Genomic DNA, 16,082 nt, shown 5'->3' with positions numbered 1-16,082 from the left:
TTATGGTATAAACTGCTCACGGTTTCCTGTACCCTTGAAATCATTGGTTTTATAGTGTCTATCTAAAAGTGAATACGAGATTGAATACGACTTTACTTTTAGCTGGAGCGGATGAAATCCATGAGTTGATCCACGATTTCAACACGTTGATTGTCGTTGATGTGGGTATACATGTCAAGAGTGGTTTGAACATTATTGTGACCTAATCTGTCCGAAATAATTTTGGCTGTAACACCAGCTTCAAAGAGAAGAGAGGCGTGTGTGTGCCTGAATCCGTGAGGAGTGATTTTTTTGATATCGTTATGTTCACAAAAGAATCTTCTAAGTCTCTCTTTCACAGCTGAAGGAGAAATCCAACCTCCGAAACTATTCGTAAAAATATAATTTGAATCATTTTTGTAAGGCACACTAGACCGAAAATATTCTTTTATCTGCTGACGTTTCCAGATTTTTAATACATTCAGAGTTTCATCATCTAAAGTGATAACCCTCTTACTCATTTTGGTTTTAGGGTCCTGAACAATTTGTTTTTTATTAACAACGACAGCTGTCCGAGAAATGCTTAATCGTTTATTTTCAAAGTCAACATCTGACCACATGAGACCAAGCGCCTCACCACATCTTAGGCCAGTAAAAGCTAGTAAGTGATAAAAGGTATACTCTACATGCTTACAATCTACTTTGCAAACTTTAAGAAACTCTGTTAGCTCCTGTTTTGTATAGTGGTTCTCTTTGGTCTTTAAGGGCCTATTTTTAGGCTTGATAATCTTGTCTAAGGGATTTGACTTAATAATGTCAATAGAAGTGGCATACTTGAAAATACGGCTTATAACAGAGTAGTAATTGGCATAGAGGATATAGCGATTACTCAACTTGATAGCAACCTTTTGACAATAAGCTACACTGATCTGCTGGATTTTCATATCTGTAAAATACAAGTCAATCATAACATCAAGTTTTTTCTTAACGTTCTGATAGGTTGTTGGTTTTACAGTGCTCTTATAGCTATCAAGCCATAATTCAGCGACTTCGGCGAATGTAGGATTCTGGAAATCTTCATTGTTTGAAAAACCATTCTCTTCAACATCTAAGAGAAGGTCACGTTCGGCAGCCTTTGCCTCCTTTATGGTTTTAAAACCACGGCGTGTTGTACGCTTTTCTTTTCCAGTGGCAGGGTCTATGCCCAGGTATGTTTGAAAGAGATACCTAGTCTCTCCTTTTTTTGTAATATATTTTTTTATCATAAAAAGTCCTTTCTTTTCGATTGCTTGCCCGCATAGTTGAAAAGGTGTAGAACTTATGATAAACTATAGTTGTATTTTTTTATCATCCTTTCCATTGCTTGCTTGATGGAAAGTCGAATCCTCACACTCAAAGATGGCCGTCGGAGAGCGTGGGGCTTTTTTAGTTTTTAAAAAGGGAAGCAACAGTTAAGTTACTTCCCCTGGAGCGCAAAGGCTCAAAGTTTAAAAATATGAGGGTAAACCTCTAAGTAACTTAATTATATCATGAAAATAAATTTATTCCAATCCGATGCCGACTTTAGCAGTCAATAAATAAGCACCACTTTCTTGTTTGCTAAATGTCAAAGTAACGCTTCGGATTTTTGTTCCTGCTGAAGAATATGAAACTGTTCTACTTTCATGATCATTGACAGTAGTAGTGTTTATATTATTTGGTTCTCCATGAACGCTAACAATATCGTCGTAGTTAGTTCCACCAGCTCCATAATTCATGATGTCGCCCATCTGAAGAGCGTCAAACTGTTCTTTTGTCCAGTTAAATTTAGCATCCTCTTCTTTTTGTGATGATTCGATAGAAGAACTTACTGAGCTAACAGTTTCTTCAACGTTTTTAGCAGCGTTATTCAAAGCACGGGCATACATCAATTGCGTAGCGATAACAATAACCATTGATACGACTGCTAAGACTGTACCGATGATAGCCAACATTTTTGGCCTTTTTCTGTTGATAGCTAGACCTATCAAGCCCAATATAAGCGCTAAGATAGCAATAACAAAAGATAGATTGTTAATAATAGGCATCCAAGACCCAAATAGAGCAATCGCTCCAAAAATAATAGCCAAAATACCTAAAACTTTGCGTTCTTCATTCATAATGAAACCTCTCTCAGCTTTTAATGTGGATCAGTTATTGCACATTTTTTTATTTCCGTTTTACGTAACTATTTCCAAAATAGGAATAGATGTTAAATAAAAAATTAAAAGCCCAACTCATAAGAGCAGGGCTAGAATTGTCCTCTTGGGACAGTATCATCTATTTTGTCGTCAAGCGACCTTATGATTCTATTCTAACCCTAATTTTAAGAAAAGTCAATTTTTTATTTAATATAAATCTAGCCCAAGAACTTCTTTTATCTTGTCTAGTAGTTTTTTATGGTCGTTTGTATCTAGTTTGTAAGCTGGTTTATAGACTTTATCATATAACTCTTTTCCTGTTGCATCTAGCATCACTTGTCCATCGCTATCAATCTTTTTCTTTGTTTTATAGACGATTTTCCGTTTGTCTATTTCTTGGATTTTTCGGACATAAGCATAGGCTTTTGGCTTGGAAGGAGTGTTTTGATATTTATTATTTTCAATCGTGATACCACCACGATATTTCTTTCCTGATTTTTTACCAGTTAAAGGTGCTACTAGTAGTGTTCCATCGGCTTTGTCAGGAGTTGTTAAGATGATAGCGTAGTGTTTTCCGTAAAATTCATTCCCACCTTTTTGTGGGAAGTTGATTAGATAAACTTCGCCTTGTTGAAATTTCATATAATGCTCCAGATAATAAAATAAGGTGTACCTCTTAGAAGTACACCAGACAGTTTTGTCCTTGACGAACAAGGCTTTATAAGTAAGTATCGTATCCTTGACGAACAAGGCTTTTGACATTATTAGTGTACTTCTTTTTTAAAATTTTGTCAAGTGGTTGTTTCCAAAATGGAAAACAGCTGGTTCTATTCCCCTCTATACACCCCGACAACTGCATAGATCTTGATGTGTGTGTCTTCGGCTGGTGGGAAGTCTAGGATGATGTCCTCGTACTTGTCATTGAGCGATACGAGGCGTAAGCGTCCGTTTTCGGTATATATCTTCTTAAAGTAAGAACGGTCTCCGTATGCGATAACTGCTAGGTCTCCACTATAGGTAGTCAGTCCTTTGTCTACTAAATAGAGAATGTCTCCGTCTTGGTAGTCAGGTTGCATGGAGTCTCCGCTAACTTTAGTCGCAATATCGTAGCGTGGTGGTCGCTCGTCAACCTCTATAGTCTCTCTGTCTGTATCGTCGTATCCGAATCCATAGTTGAATCCACAAGCTGCTGCCGTCTCAGATACTACCTCAACTTTGTACAAACTGATAACCTCCGATACTTCGTTTATCTTAGCTTTTCTTCGTTTCTCTTGTTCGTCACGTAATTTTTCAGCGTATGTGATAACTTTACTTTGTCCAGGCGGTTCTAGTTTGTCGTAGATGGATTGGATAGGAGATTTTGAGAGAAGAGCTGGAGTGGCGTTGATTTGAATTTCTTGATCATCATCAAGCATATCAATTAAATTTTCTGTAGAAATTTGCATTCCTTTAGCAATTTTTTCTATTGTGTCATAAGATGGGACAATGGGCTTTTTGGATTTCGGATGTTCATTTTTTTCAAGCATAGAAATATACCCTTTAGTTAAATCAGATAATTCACAAAAAGCATCCATCGATAATTTATGCTCCGTTCTATATGATTTGAGCAATTCTCCTAACTTCATTTAAAAACTCCTTTCTATATATTGTTTAATCTATTATACATCTTTAAATAAAAAAAGTAAATTTTTTTGTTTAACACACTTGACATTTTATGTTTAACGTGTTAAACTATAATCAAGCTTAAAGAAAAGGAGGTAAGGCAAATGATGGAACACATCATAAAAAGCCTAGCAACCAAGGACACTGCAACCGTCATCTTGGCACTAGGCTTAGTCAGAGAAGCACGTTTGTGGCACAAACAAATCTTAGAACACAAACGTAAGCTTCAAAACAAAAAGTAGAGAAAGGGGCAGAAGCCCCAACCTCTACTTGATAGTGTACCATCATTTGCCGTGAAAAGCAATGGATGAAAATGTTGGTTTGATAATCCTAGCAGGATTTGTGATTGTATCTTTCACTATTCGTAAGATAGTGGAATACCGATGTGATAAAAAAGGGAAGGAGTAGGAAAATGGAAAGTGTTTTTTCAGCAGTTCTCGTCTCAGTAATTACTTCGTTTTTGGTAACGGTAATGCTATTGCGAGGATATTCGAATAGATTGACCGAAATGCTTGATTCTTTCTTTCAAAATGAATTGCAAGCACGAGAAAAGATGCAAAAATTTGTTTTAGATACAATAAATGAAATTGCTAATAAATACAAATAAAGCAAAGTTTTTACCGATAGGAGTAGAAAAATGAACGAACTAGAAAGAACAGCCCTCAATGAGATATTGAGGACCGTGACATATATTGCTGAGAAAGTGGATGAACTAGATTCTAAGATTTCTTTGAACGATTCACAAGTTCCTGAGCGATAAAAAAGTCTTAACCTACTTTACACTAGGTCAAGACTTGCATACTTTGATAAGGTTTCACAGTCGGTGTAAAGCAACTGGTTGAAACTTCGCTGGTCATGCGTCCAGCACTGCAATCAACGTGGTTTGGCTAGTCTTTGAGTGCCGCTAGGTAGTTATCTGTCAGTCCCGCTATAAGCAGAGCTGCAGTCCCTCTTATAGTCAGCGACAGGCTCCGTGCAGTCACACTCGCAGTAAAAACGCGTTGGTTACCTAACCAAACTGAATCACTGAACCACAGTCCCCTTCAAAAATTTTGCCAATTTGCATCAGCTCCTTTCTTGTTAAGGATAATATAAATATATACTGTTTTTGAAGGGGGGACATCGGTCTTAAGACCGATTTTTGGAGAAATTCATGGAAGATAAAATCATCGAACTTGCTGATTACTTCATCAGCGAATCTACAACGTACAGAGAAGCTAAAATAGCGTGTGAGAAGCTATTGAAACAAGTCAGCCATGAGATTGAACTCAGGGCGCTGGAAAGTAAAATAAGGGGGAACGATAATGGAACAGCCACATGTTAATGTTGATATTTCTGGTATGGAAAAATTAGCAGAAGTAACTCAAACAGCAGCAGAAGGAATACAAGAATTGATTGCACTAAGAAAAGAATGCGAATTTTTGAGGAAAATGTTGATTGATGAACGGAAGTTCTTTATTGAGACAATGAAGTACCATTTTATTCAAGAGTATCGTTCAACAATTGCTAGCAATCGAGAGCATAAAAAAGAGTTGCAGGAAGCAACTCAGTCAAATTAGCCGTTATGTTCGGTTGGCATGCAAAAGTAGCAACCGTCAAACTGCTTGTAGGGTTCGGTTTGCCTAGCATATTCCATGGCTTGAAAATTGTAGTCGAATTTTCCTAGATACGTGGAATGAATTGTATCAGGTAGATACTTACAAGAAAGTTTATGTACTTCGTGATTATTGTTAGTATCAACGCGATCGTTATACCAATAATGAGTCATAACATTACCTCCTTTCTATTGGAATTTTGACTAAAACGTGAGAGGTCTTAGTCAAGATATATTATAAACCAAACATATTTGATTGTCAACATATTGTATAAGAAAGGATCTGATGTGATTGAAAAACACAACATATGGTATTTCTGATGTGGAATAAAATTGAAAAACAATTAAAAATAAAAGGCTGGTCGATGTACAGATTGGCCAAAGAATCAAATGTCCATCCATCTAATTTTTCTAACCTAAAGGCTGGAAGGATGAAAGAGATGTCATGGACGAATATGTGCAAAATTGCTGATGCACTGGAAGTCAGCTTGGATGAATTTAGATAAGGGGGTGAGTGCGTGCAAGGAGAACGTTTAAGAAAATGGCGCGAGAAAGAGAAGATGTCTCAAGAAGAACTCGCAGAGAAGTCAAATGTTTCTCGAACAACAATACACTTGATTGAGTCAGGTCAGTCGTCAACAGTGAAAATTAGAACGCTTCAAAAATTAGCAGTAGTTTTTAATAAGCAAGTGAAAGATTTTTTTTAAAGTAAATGTTTAACAAGTTAAACAAAATAATATTTTCTATTTTAAAATATTTGTATCGAAGGAGAAAGAATGATTGAAAATAAGCGAAGTGAAAAACAATGCTTTTTATCAGATGCCTCAGTGGCTTTATGAACCGCCATACAATGTGCTGAGTGACAAAGCTAAGCAGATATATATGTTTCTCTTTGATAGGCGGACATTGTCAATTCAAAACAAATGGTTTGATGAGAAAGGGGATGTTTACGTCTATTATACGAACGAGCAACTTATGGAGAAGCTTAATTGTAGTAAACCAACAATCATATCAGCAAAAAAAGAACTTGCTGATATGGGATTGCTTAGAGAGTTTCGGCAAGGTGTGAATAAACCAAACAGGTTATACATTTCCGGAAGTAAAAAAACTTTACTTCAAGAAGTAAAAAAAGTTGACCACGGAAGTAAAAAAACTTTACTTCAAGAAGTAAAAAAAGTTGACCACGGAAGTAAAAAAACTTTACTTCAAGAAGTAAAAAAAGTTGACCACGGAAGTAAAAAAACTTTACTTCAAGAAGTAAAAAAAGTTGACACAATCAAGACTGATAATATCAATACTAATTTATCAAGACTGAGTGAATCAGAGGGTGGTGGTGCTAACTATATAGATAGTATAGAGGACGCCCCAGCAGAAAATGACCTTGGAATTGTTCACGATTGGATTTTTTCAGAGTTTGGAAGACAGCCGACACCGTTTGAGATTGAAGATTTGAATTACTTCTTACAAGACCATAGTAAAGAGGTTATCAAATTAGCAATCAAGGAATGCGTAGGTAATGGTAAACCTTACTTCAAGTATCTCAGTAGTATTTTGAGAGATTGGAAGCAGAAGGGTCTAGTGACTGCTGAGTTAGTAGAGAACAGACAGAAACCGAAGCGGTCAAGTGCTTATCAAGGAAATACCTTGAAATTATCAGATGATGGTTACAACCCACGACTGGGATTCTAGGAGGGTGCTATGCGAGCAGTATCAAGAGATGAATTGCAGGGTAGATTTTTACAGATAGAAACTTTGGATACCCAATGCCCCAAGCATGAGGGAGTCTATATGTGGCGCTCAGTCAACCCTTGCACGCAGAATGTGCGGACTTATTGCCCTGAATGTGAACAGGAGAAAATCAACAGTCAAGCAGGCGAACAACTTGCTCAAGCTGAGGCTCAAATCAGAAATACAAGATCCTACTCTTTATTTTCTAAGGAGAGCATCATTCCACCTGATTTACAAAATGCTACTATCGGCAACTTTGAGATTCACACAAACCAAGACGCTGAAGCAGTCAATTTCGCTAAGCGTGTGACGGTTGACTATGTGAAGGAGCGATATGAGGGGAATACGATTATCAGCGGTCCGCCTGGAGTTGGCAAGAGCCATCTAGCAGTTGGAATTGCCAAGACGCTGAACGAGAGTTTCCAGAAGTTCCAGTTGAAGCGCTCAGTGGTCTATATTCCCTCTATGGAACTATTCTCACGGATGAAAGACGCTTTTAGATACAAGGATTCCAAGTGGGAAGAAAGACGGACTATCCAGTTCTTGCAGAAAGTGGACTTCTTGATTTTGGACGACCTTGGCAAAGAGTCAAGTGTAGGCGATGAAATCAAGCAGGGGAACAACTGGATGCAAAAAGTCCTGTATCAGATACTTGAAAACAGGACGAATACGATTATAACCACGAACTATGGAGGCAATCACTTGGAGCAACTTTACGAGAAAAGCCTCGTAGATAGAATAACGAAAGGAAACATGAAGACTAATGCGTTCAAATTTAGCAATGACACAGAGTCTAGACGCACCTTGTCAGCAAGCGACTACTGAAGAACGTCAGAAAATTATTGAACAGTTTGAAGAAGAACATTACGGATTATCTAGCTTGCTGAAAGAGCGGTTGCTGATTACAAGCGACTACCAGTTCACAAGAAAGATGAACGAACTGACGTACTATGCAACAAATGGAAGCGTCTATAGAACCTAAAAATAAAAGCACCTGACGGCAATCAGGCGCTAATCAAAAATTACTAATTGAATTATATCACAAAAATGCTTGCCCGCATAGTTGAGAGGATGTAAAAAAATGGAAGGTATAACGCTACAATTACGATTGGATGGCGAAAGTGCTGAATTGTTCACGAATCAATTGTTGGCCTTTGCTGAAAAGCAGGTCAAGGAGCAGTTAGAGAATGATCGCATGCCAATCAATCAACAGGCTTTGATGAAGAAGTTCGGCTTCACTCATGGCTATGTTAAGCAGTTAGAACGTAAAGGATTAAGATTTCGTAAGCAAGGGAAAGATATTATGTACGATGTCAATGATGTTTATGAGATTTTGGAATTAGAGAAAGAAGTACGAAAATTAAGAGCGTAAGGAGAGAGAGAAAAAATGTTTGAACCACCATTAATCAACCAGATTTTAGGAACTGGCGCAGTGATTTTAGGATTTATCGGAGCAGGAATTTTAGCACGACAAATGGAGCTGCACGAACTTGAGAAACAACGAAAGTTGGAAGAACGTGATACGAAGATTATACAAGCGTTTAACGAAGCGGTTGAAATCGGTCGTGAGCTTGAACGTGAGGAAATCCGTCAAAACATCCGCAGAGAGTTTCAAGGATTTACGTTTGATAAAGAACGCCCTGAAGGTTTGAAGCCAGAGCCGTTAGCTTTGCCAGAACCTAAGAAAGTGATTATGAAAGTGTTACGCTGAGGATAAGATAATGACTAGAATTGAACTTGAAAACCGTGTATGGCTTTTGGCCAATCATGAAGAAAAAAACGAATTGCTGGACCTTGGGCTAACGTCAAAGGCTAGATATGTGAAACGAGTTCTGGGACTTGGAAAGGTGTATGCGCATGTTTGATTATGACAGAGATATGATGCAACCGCCTGAAGAACGAGAAGAACTTGACCCAAGCCAGTATGTGGATATCGGATGCGGTCGACGTCGATATGTGGGTGATGAAATATGATTGAGGAACTACTTGCAGAAATCGACAACTGGCGAGCTGATTATATGCATCTTGGCCAAGAGCTGGGGCAAATCATCAACGAACAACAAGACGTTATTTTGAAATTGCAAAACGAAAATCGACGAATAAAACGTGAAAATTGGAATTTGAAGAAGACGAAAGGAAGAAGAAAATGACAAATAATCAATTAGTAGCACAGACAAAACGTGACATTACTACTGACCCAAGTTCATTGACTGGGGCAGACATCAAAAAGTATTTTGACCCACAAAACCTGTTGACTGAAAAACAAATAGGTCAGGCTCTAGCTTTATGTAAAGGTCGCAATCTTAACCCATTTGCTAACGAGGTCTACATTGTGGCTTACAAAAATCGTAATGGAGGCACTGAGTTCAGTTTGATTGTCTCCAAAGAGGCTTTCTTGAAACGTGCCGCTCAATGTAAAGACTATGAGGGATTTGAGGCTGGAGTAGTGACAGTGGATGGCGAGGGCGTTATGCACGAACGCAAAGGGGCAATCATGCTCCCAGGAGACACACTAATAGGCGGATGGGCAAGAGTGTACCGTAAAAATTTCAAGGTACCTGTGGAAATCTTTGTTAGCCGTGAGGAATATGACAAGAAACAAAGCACCTGGAACTCTATGCCAGCTACCATGATTAGAAAGACGGCTCTGGTAAATGCTCTTAGAGAGGCTTTCCCTGAGGACTTAGGCAATATGTACACAGAGGATGACGGTGGAGAAACATTTGACCGTATCAAAGATGTCACACCTCAAGAAAGTCGAGAGGATGTCGTAGCACGCAAGATGGCTCAGATTGAACAATTCAACAAAGTACAAGAGGCGAATCACCCAGTTCCTAAACCTACTCAAGTTGAGGAGTCGATCCAGAGCGAACCGTTACAAGGCGAACTCTTAGAAGAAATGGAGTACTAACATGCAAGAATTACAAGTAAGTGTCACTCAGGCAGAGGTTGAGATTTTAGACCGTGAATTGTTTGAACAAAATATTAAAGAAGTGGTAACGAAGTACCAGAATTATACAGTTACTGCTTCGACAATCAAGGACGATAAGCAGGTTTTAGCTGATCTCAGAAAACTGTTCAAGCAGATATCTGACGAGCGTATCAAAATCAAAAAGGATTTGTCAAAAACTGCTGATGATTTCAACGAATACATCACCGAGCAGGTTGAACCGCTGGACGGTGTTATCAAAAAGATTGCGAAAGATGTCAAAGAGTTTGAAGACCATCAGAAAGCACTCAGACTGGATACAGTCAAGAGCTATATCACAAATAAGGCGTCAGAATACATGCTTGACCCTCGTCTATTTGACGAGAAAGCCCTTGAGTACATCAAGGCAGGCGATTTCATGGCTGACGGTGTGACACTCAAGAAAGTTACGATGAAGTCGCTTGATGACATGATTACATTTGAGTATCAGAAGCAAGAAGAGTATAAGAAAACCATCTCAGCAATCTCAGGACAATGTGCCGAGTACGGAATGACAGACCAGCCATATATTCGGATGTTGAAAGACATGACTTTGGTTGAAGTGTTGGAACAAATCAAGGTAGACCACGCTTTTGAAAAGCAAAAAGAAGAAGTTAGATTGGCTCAAGAGCGAGCTGAACGAGAACGTGAAGAAGATTTAGCTCAGCAACAAAATGAACATCCAGAGTTTAGAACAATACTTGGCTGTCATATCGACGAGGAAACGCAAGAATTTGACCCAGAGACGGGCGAAATCTTAGACGGTGGGCAATTATCCCAAAACCAACAAAAAGCTGTCAGTGGGGCTGAAAACGGCTTAAAACGATATACCCAAAAAATGACCTTGGAAGTGTATTTCGCTGACACGGAAGAAAAAGACTATTTCAAGAATAGCCTTGCGGATTTGGGATTTGAATACAAGAAAAACTACACTGTCCAAGGTTATCAACGTATCGAGCCGTTGACGCAGGCAGAATTGGATGAACTGATTAAATAAACCAACTTTTTCCATTTTGGAAACAACTCAAAAAACAACAAGCCGTGCATTCTTGTAAAACTGCGAACTAGAAAACGTCAGTAAAGGTCATGTGACCTTGGACGAGCGACTGCCCGTATTTAGCCAATTCTCACAAAGGCAGTCGCATTTTTTTGAAATGACATGAATGAAATCAAAGAAAAGGCTCTGGCAAAATTGCTAGAGGAATTAAAAGGAGATCATGGACCAGCTGAAGATGCAATACACAATTGGATTTGTGATCAAGAGGACGAAAAGCTTTTCGAAGGAGTTTTGGGTGATAAGAAATCTATTAGAGAAGCTTTGAACTATTGCGCTAGCCAGGCTAAGAACTTTAAGTCAGGAACTTGTGCGATGGTAGATGACTCTACCGTATTCGGTTGGGTCTATAAGTACTTTACTGGCAAAACCAAAAAGGTTGAGGCAATCCATGCGACTGTAGTAGTCGGCCAACAACCTGAAAAACCAAAATCTAAAAAAGTTAAAAAACAGAAAAATGTTATTGACGGTCAGCTCGATTTATTCGGAGAATTAGCATGACAAAAAATCAAAAAATAATTGCCGGACGTTTGAAACCGCCCCAAAAATTCTTTGACTGGTGCTATTCGCAGATCCCGACCATCAAATGGTCTAACAAATCTCAAACTATTCAGAGCGATCGGACAGGTTGTAGAGTTATCGAAAAACGTCTGACAAAATCGAGCAGATTAGACTTTTACGACAAATTCTACAGTTTCGCAATTATTCTTGTGACGTGCAAACGGATTGAAATCCAATCTTACGGATTCTGGTCGCGATACACGAACGGCAAGCAATCTATTAGGAGGCAACTTACAAACTTTGAGCAGATGAGCGACAATCAAGTTACACAACTGACTGAAAGATGCGGAGTCTACGCTCCTGGGCTTACTCCTAACTTCACAGGCCAAGGAGCATATTCAGGAACAATATTTTTTGAAAACAATTGGGAGAATAAGATTCGAGAAATTTCCGAATTGAAGTACTTGGAATTTCCTCGTGGGTTGGGCTACTATCATTTGCCACACATGTATAAATACCGCTCTGAAATCGAGTTTCTTCAGAAAATAAATGCCTGGAGAATGGCTACGGATCTCGCTTATGATGTTACTGAATATGATGGATGGCATGTGAGAAAAGCGGTTGATTGCCGTGTCGTAACAAAGAAATGGCTTCATGAAAATAAGCGATTTTTCAAAAATACAGATAGGTCCTTCAGAGATTATGAGCTAGAACGTCGCATCAAATTGAGAGGTGGCACGCTTGTTCCTGGTATTGAAAAAATCCTGACTTATCAAGACATCAACAAAATCCCCAAAGCTGCCAAAATGAACAGATTCCAGAATTGGTTCTTAAAAAACAAAGTTAATTTTGACTACTATGTAGACTATATCAGCATGTTGAACGAGCTTGATATACCCATTGATACTGACAATCTCATCATGCCGAAAGATTTAGTCAAAGCGCATGATAATGCGGTTAAGCTGCTCATACAGCACAAGAGCGAGATTGAACAGCGCAAGTTCGAGAAGCGTCTGAAATCTTTGGCCAAATACGAGAAAGCGGTAGGCCAGTATCTCTTTAAACCGGCCTATAATTCCGGAGAATTGATTTTGGAAGGGAAGGCATTGTCTCATTGTGTTGGTAGTGCTAGGTATACTCAAGATCATGCGAACGGCAAAACAACAATCATATTCGTTAGGTCAAAAGATGAACCAGACAAGCCGTTTTTCACTTTGGAATACAAGGATGACCGAATCACTCAAATTAGGGGGAAACACAATTTATCAGCTCCAGAAGAAATTCGGCAAACTGCAGAACAATGGCTGGTAGAAATCAACAAAAATACAAAACACGCATAAGGAGAAAAATAAATGCTAAACAAAATCGACATACCAGGAACAGATATCACACTTGAAATCGTGGACAAGACCATCACGATCACCAATAAAATTGAATATGATATGCAGATGCATTTTAGAAATACAGATGCAGATGCTTCTCTTGATACAAGTGGCGACGTGTTTGAGCCTCTCTACTGGTTAGATATTAAGGCGACACCTAAAATGCCGACAGAGTATCATACGAGCCTTGGAATCAAGAGAGAAAAGCGTCACTTGGCCGAACTTCAGAAGTTCTTTGAGTTTATTGAGAGTAATAAACGAAACCTATTTGATCTCTGTGGATTCAAGGGAGAACTGCAATGAAATCTCTGACATTATCGTTAGACATTTCAACTACTGCGACAGGCTGGGCCGTATTTCACGGCTCTGATCTTGTTCAGAGTGGTGTCTTAAAGCATAAAAGCAAATCGTTCTTTGAACGTGGGCGGTTCATGGCTAGTGAATTGCGAGCGATTCAATCGAGAGCGCTCCATAAGTACGACTGCCATTTTGAATCAATTGTGGTCGAGAAGAACTCAGTCATGGGGCCAAATCAGCAGTCTATGATTAGTATTGGAATTGTGACAGGTATCATTCTTGGCCGACTGATTGCTGACAATGTGTACTTCGTGAATGTGTCGACCTGGCGCAAGTATTGGCAGTTTAGTTACAAAGACCGTAGCAAAAAATCGATGAAACTGCAGGCAGTTGCTAAGGTGTCTGATGAATTCGACCTGAACGTCAAAGATGACGAGGCAGATGCGGTTCTGATTGGTTCGTATTTTGTAAACCAAGGGCATGAATTTGGAGAGCTGGAAAGCCATAAGATAAGTTAAGGAGTTGGAAGATGAATGTTAAGGAATTAATTGAGAAATACAAAAGATATGAGGGGAAGTGGAATGGTAAAACAGGAGAACTAGCTCGTCAAATTTTTCTAGAAGACTTGAAACAACTAGACGAGCCAGAAAAAGTCAAAGTTCCGCAGTTTGTGGATGATGTGATTGAGGGTGCAAGAGAACATAGTCCAGAACTAGAGGATGCGTTGCATTATGCTTGTAGCAATGGAAGCCAGGAATTTACGGAATGGTATCAAAAGAAATCCAACAGAGATCTCTTCGCTCGTGCATGGCTTGACGGCTACGAGGTCGAGAAAGAGAAAAGGTATTATGTAAGGTTTAAATGGATTGAATCAGCATATAGTTACTTAACCTTGATTAAGCACCTTCACGCTTGGACGTTAAAGAATATAACATTAGATAAAAAATTTCGTACAGCACACACCCGCAAAGAACTAGAAGACGCTGGCTTCGGCTGGGTGTTTGATTGCCCAGGGATTGAGATTGAGGAGGTAGAAGGATGATACAAACGCTTGAAGAAGGAATGAAGAATCAAAGTAAATGCATAAAAGTCCCAAGGGAAATCAGACCGTTTGATGTGGGTTATCGAATAGTGAATCAACATGGAAATCCGCTTGCCTTAAAAAACGGAGCAAGCATATTCGATTTACCTTCGCTGGCTGAAAAAGCCATTAAGAAAGAGTTTGGAAAAAATGATCCAGACTTTGACATCGAAAAACATTTTGTCGAAGAGGTCGTTATTGTCAATTTAAGTAAATTTCATAGTTATTTTGAGGAGGTTGAGTGATGGAATTTTTACTAACAAGCACAAGCGGGTGGGTTGAAAATCGAATCCCTAACGCCGTGATTAAAAAATACACAAAAATACAAGTTAGAGGCTGTTCGACATTTGAAGAATATGATGAGCGATTTTCTAGGATAGAAGGCAGTTGGCTTTCTGAAGGAGTTAATCATAAAACGTCTAAAGGTCGAATACAAAGAGAATTTCCGAACGGTGCAGAGGGGCATTTTATCGAAATCAATTCGATAGAGGAGTTGCTAGAATTTCAAAAAAAAGTTGGAAACGAGCTAATAATTACTTCTGCTATTGACAATGAATCAATTCCAGCTATTGAAATTTACAATAATTACAGGGAGTGAACATGAAACGATTCATAGCTATTTGGATTTTATTGTCTGCTGGATTAAACATCTGGCAGATGGACAGGATTCGAGATTTGGAAGAAAAGAAGCCGATGGTTATCTACAAGGCAGATAACGCAGGCGCTGAGATATTTGGTAAGGTGGTCGAGAAAGGACGACATGGAAAACTATACACGCTTACGATTCGTGATTACGGGGTGTTCGTGGTTACGAAGGACGTGTATGAAAAAGTGAAAGTTGGAGACGAGGTGTTACTATGACAGAAACTATTAAACTACCAGACTATTATGAGCCTGATTGGAAAAATGCAAGGTACGGGTCGTTGGAAGAGCTTAAAGAATTGTTGCTCTTTAAGCGTATTGTGAAATGGGATAAGGACTTTTTGCTGCTTGAAGACGGCACAAAGGTCACTATTGAAATGTCTGAAAGTGATTGCTGTGCCTCAGCAGATGGGGAGTTCCAAGATGTATCACTTGACGCTGTGATTACTAATGTTGAAATTGGAGAACCGGAAGAAATCCCCGACCATTGGGGAACTGGTTATAAAAACAAAGTAACTATCTTCCATAATCAGAACCCTGTAGCTATTGCCAATTGTGAAGCAGAGCATAACGGCTATTATTACAGCGTAGGCTCTTTAGTGATTGGTGATATTCATTTTCCAGTTGTTAATGCTTAGGAGGATTTAACATGACACCAAGATATATAGCGTGGATAAAAACAGAAAAACGTATGTTTTTTTCAGATGACATTCTTGCTATTGACTACGAAAACGAAGAAATAGTGACACAACAAGTTTATTTTGAGAATGGTTTACCAGACGATAGATTTATCTATTGTTACAAAACTGACGAAATCGAACTCATGCAAACAACAGGACTCAAGGACAAGAACGGCAAGGAAATCTTTGAAGGCGACATTGTCAAAATGTCTAAGGATGTCTATTCTGAACCGACTTATTACGAGGTTGTAAGGCATTACGGTGGAGCGTATCGTCTTAAATCCAAACAACACGGATGTGAATTGTGGCTACGACATACTAATTGCGAGGTTGTAGGCAACATCTACGAAAACAG

At 38.9% G+C, this 16,082-nt stretch carries 31 protein-coding genes; 27 read left to right on the top strand and 4 right to left on the bottom strand.

The features are described 5' to 3' along the window. Positions 1-98 precede the first annotated feature (98 nt). The 4 genes from HT721_RS09955 to HT721_RS09940 form a co-directional block, all read right to left on the bottom strand. Positions 99-1,244, bottom strand: a complete 1,146-nt coding sequence (locus tag HT721_RS09955) for a site-specific integrase (protein ID WP_173229723.1) — start codon at positions 1,242-1,244, stop codon at positions 99-101. Between the two features lie 276 nt (positions 1,245-1,520). Continuing rightward, positions 1,521-2,117: a CD20-like domain-containing protein gene (locus HT721_RS09950; protein WP_173229721.1), complete on the bottom strand. Its 597-nt coding sequence runs from the start codon at positions 2,115-2,117 to the stop codon at positions 1,521-1,523. Positions 2,118-2,345: 228 nt separating this feature from the next. Then, positions 2,346-2,780 (bottom strand): type II toxin-antitoxin system PemK/MazF family toxin, encoded by a 435-nt coding sequence (locus HT721_RS09945; RefSeq protein ID WP_173229719.1) that lies wholly within the window; start codon positions 2,778-2,780, stop codon positions 2,346-2,348. A 185-nt stretch (positions 2,781-2,965) separates the two neighbouring features. Next, positions 2,966-3,763 carry a S24 family peptidase gene (locus tag HT721_RS09940; RefSeq protein WP_173229717.1) on the bottom strand — a complete coding sequence of 266 codons (798 nt, stop codon included), beginning with the start codon at positions 3,761-3,763 and terminating at the stop codon, positions 2,966-2,968. Positions 3,764-3,904: 141 nt separating this feature from the next. On the opposite strand from HT721_RS09940, the gene HT721_RS09935 reads away from it, so the two are divergent. The 27 genes from HT721_RS09935 to HT721_RS09815 all read left to right on the top strand — a co-directional run. After that, entirely contained in the window at positions 3,905-4,042 is a 138-nt protein-coding gene (locus HT721_RS09935; protein ID WP_153192915.1) for a hypothetical protein, read from the top strand. Positions 4,043-4,212: 170 nt separating this feature from the next. Beyond that, positions 4,213-4,407, top strand: coding sequence for a hypothetical protein (locus HT721_RS09930; protein ID WP_173212788.1), 195 nt, complete (start codon positions 4,213-4,215; stop codon positions 4,405-4,407). A 30-nt stretch (positions 4,408-4,437) separates the two neighbouring features. Then, positions 4,438-4,560, top strand: a complete 123-nt coding sequence (locus HT721_RS11340; protein ID WP_275689794.1) for a hypothetical protein — start codon at positions 4,438-4,440, stop codon at positions 4,558-4,560. 393 nt (positions 4,561-4,953) lie between these two features. Then, the gene (locus tag HT721_RS09925; protein ID WP_173212785.1) at positions 4,954-5,124 is read left to right on the top strand and encodes a hypothetical protein; all 171 of its coding nucleotides are present in this window, start codon (positions 4,954-4,956) and stop codon (positions 5,122-5,124) included. Next, positions 5,105-5,359 carry a hypothetical protein gene (locus tag HT721_RS09920; RefSeq protein WP_173212783.1) on the top strand — a complete coding sequence of 85 codons (255 nt, stop codon included), beginning with the start codon at positions 5,105-5,107 and terminating at the stop codon, positions 5,357-5,359. The genes HT721_RS09925 and HT721_RS09920 overlap by 20 nt, the downstream gene beginning before the upstream one ends. A 355-nt stretch (positions 5,360-5,714) precedes the next feature. Continuing rightward, a complete protein-coding gene (locus HT721_RS09915) occupies positions 5,715-5,900 on the top strand; it encodes a helix-turn-helix transcriptional regulator (RefSeq protein WP_173212781.1) in 186 nt (61 codons plus the stop codon). 12 nt (positions 5,901-5,912) lie between these two features. Then, positions 5,913-6,101, top strand: a complete 189-nt coding sequence (locus HT721_RS09910) for a helix-turn-helix transcriptional regulator (RefSeq protein ID WP_001161207.1) — start codon at positions 5,913-5,915, stop codon at positions 6,099-6,101. Positions 6,102-6,174: 73 nt separating this feature from the next. Continuing rightward, positions 6,175-7,083 (top strand): replication initiator protein A, encoded by a 909-nt coding sequence (locus HT721_RS09905; protein WP_240149987.1) that lies wholly within the window; start codon positions 6,175-6,177, stop codon positions 7,081-7,083. 9 nt (positions 7,084-7,092) lie between these two features. Beyond that, a complete protein-coding gene (locus HT721_RS09900) occupies positions 7,093-7,947 on the top strand; it encodes an ATP-binding protein (RefSeq protein WP_173212779.1) in 855 nt (284 codons plus the stop codon). Beyond that, on the top strand, positions 7,904-8,104 hold the full coding sequence (locus HT721_RS09895; RefSeq protein WP_173212858.1) for a hypothetical protein: 201 nt from the start codon (positions 7,904-7,906) through the stop codon (positions 8,102-8,104). Before HT721_RS09900 ends, HT721_RS09895 begins: the two co-directional genes overlap by 44 nt. Before the next feature lie 99 nt (positions 8,105-8,203). Further along, on the top strand, positions 8,204-8,494 hold the full coding sequence (locus HT721_RS09890; protein ID WP_057488003.1) for a hypothetical protein: 291 nt from the start codon (positions 8,204-8,206) through the stop codon (positions 8,492-8,494). 15 nt (positions 8,495-8,509) lie between these two features. Continuing rightward, the gene (locus tag HT721_RS09885) at positions 8,510-8,833 is read left to right on the top strand and encodes a hypothetical protein (RefSeq protein WP_173212777.1); all 324 of its coding nucleotides are present in this window, start codon (positions 8,510-8,512) and stop codon (positions 8,831-8,833) included. A 10-nt stretch (positions 8,834-8,843) separates the two neighbouring features. Further along, entirely contained in the window at positions 8,844-8,987 is a 144-nt protein-coding gene (locus tag HT721_RS09880; RefSeq protein ID WP_173229715.1) for a hypothetical protein, read from the top strand. Then, positions 8,974-9,096 carry a hypothetical protein gene (locus HT721_RS11335; RefSeq protein ID WP_275690235.1) on the top strand — a complete coding sequence of 41 codons (123 nt, stop codon included), beginning with the start codon at positions 8,974-8,976 and terminating at the stop codon, positions 9,094-9,096. Before HT721_RS09880 ends, HT721_RS11335 begins: the two co-directional genes overlap by 14 nt. Then, positions 9,093-9,272: a hypothetical protein gene (locus tag HT721_RS09875; protein WP_173229713.1), complete on the top strand. Its 180-nt coding sequence runs from the start codon at positions 9,093-9,095 to the stop codon at positions 9,270-9,272. The genes HT721_RS11335 and HT721_RS09875 overlap by 4 nt, the downstream gene beginning before the upstream one ends. Continuing rightward, positions 9,269-10,033, top strand: coding sequence for a phage recombination protein Bet (gene bet, locus HT721_RS09870; protein WP_173212771.1), 765 nt, complete (start codon positions 9,269-9,271; stop codon positions 10,031-10,033). The genes HT721_RS09875 and bet overlap by 4 nt, the downstream gene beginning before the upstream one ends. Before the next feature lies 1 nt (position 10,034). After that, positions 10,035-11,087 carry a DUF1351 domain-containing protein gene (locus HT721_RS09865; RefSeq protein ID WP_173212769.1) on the top strand — a complete coding sequence of 351 codons (1,053 nt, stop codon included), beginning with the start codon at positions 10,035-10,037 and terminating at the stop codon, positions 11,085-11,087. A gap of 162 nt (positions 11,088-11,249) precedes the next feature. Continuing rightward, positions 11,250-11,645 carry a Cas9 inhibitor AcrIIA9 family protein gene (locus HT721_RS09860; RefSeq protein WP_173212766.1) on the top strand — a complete coding sequence of 132 codons (396 nt, stop codon included), beginning with the start codon at positions 11,250-11,252 and terminating at the stop codon, positions 11,643-11,645. Beyond that, positions 11,642-12,985 carry a PcfJ domain-containing protein gene (locus HT721_RS09855; protein ID WP_173212765.1) on the top strand — a complete coding sequence of 448 codons (1,344 nt, stop codon included), beginning with the start codon at positions 11,642-11,644 and terminating at the stop codon, positions 12,983-12,985. Before HT721_RS09860 ends, HT721_RS09855 begins: the two co-directional genes overlap by 4 nt. A gap of 12 nt (positions 12,986-12,997) precedes the next feature. Beyond that, the gene (locus tag HT721_RS09850) at positions 12,998-13,330 is read left to right on the top strand and encodes a hypothetical protein (protein ID WP_153199852.1); all 333 of its coding nucleotides are present in this window, start codon (positions 12,998-13,000) and stop codon (positions 13,328-13,330) included. Then, positions 13,327-13,842: a hypothetical protein gene (locus HT721_RS09845; RefSeq protein ID WP_173212762.1), complete on the top strand. Its 516-nt coding sequence runs from the start codon at positions 13,327-13,329 to the stop codon at positions 13,840-13,842. Before HT721_RS09850 ends, HT721_RS09845 begins: the two co-directional genes overlap by 4 nt. Positions 13,843-13,853: 11 nt before the next feature. Next, positions 13,854-14,366 (top strand): DUF1642 domain-containing protein, encoded by a 513-nt coding sequence (locus tag HT721_RS09840; RefSeq protein ID WP_173212760.1) that lies wholly within the window; start codon positions 13,854-13,856, stop codon positions 14,364-14,366. After that, entirely contained in the window at positions 14,363-14,650 is a 288-nt protein-coding gene (locus tag HT721_RS09835) for a hypothetical protein (protein WP_173212758.1), read from the top strand. Before HT721_RS09840 ends, HT721_RS09835 begins: the two co-directional genes overlap by 4 nt. Then, positions 14,650-15,003 (top strand): hypothetical protein, encoded by a 354-nt coding sequence (locus tag HT721_RS09830; RefSeq protein WP_173212756.1) that lies wholly within the window; start codon positions 14,650-14,652, stop codon positions 15,001-15,003. Before HT721_RS09835 ends, HT721_RS09830 begins: the two co-directional genes overlap by 1 nt. Before the next feature lie 2 nt (positions 15,004-15,005). Further along, on the top strand, positions 15,006-15,266 hold the full coding sequence (locus HT721_RS09825; RefSeq protein ID WP_049515369.1) for a DUF1372 family protein: 261 nt from the start codon (positions 15,006-15,008) through the stop codon (positions 15,264-15,266). Beyond that, entirely contained in the window at positions 15,263-15,685 is a 423-nt protein-coding gene (locus tag HT721_RS09820; protein WP_173212754.1) for a hypothetical protein, read from the top strand. Before HT721_RS09825 ends, HT721_RS09820 begins: the two co-directional genes overlap by 4 nt. 11 nt (positions 15,686-15,696) lie before the next feature. Further along, positions 15,697-16,082 (top strand): YopX family protein (locus tag HT721_RS09815; protein ID WP_173229711.1); only part of this gene is annotated, 386 nt, incomplete at its 3' end.

This window comes from Streptococcus sp. 4094 (assembly GCF_013277125.1).
Classification (GTDB): Bacteria; Bacillota; Bacilli; order Lactobacillales; family Streptococcaceae; genus Streptococcus.
This window is presented reverse-complemented; position numbering and strand designations above follow the sequence as displayed.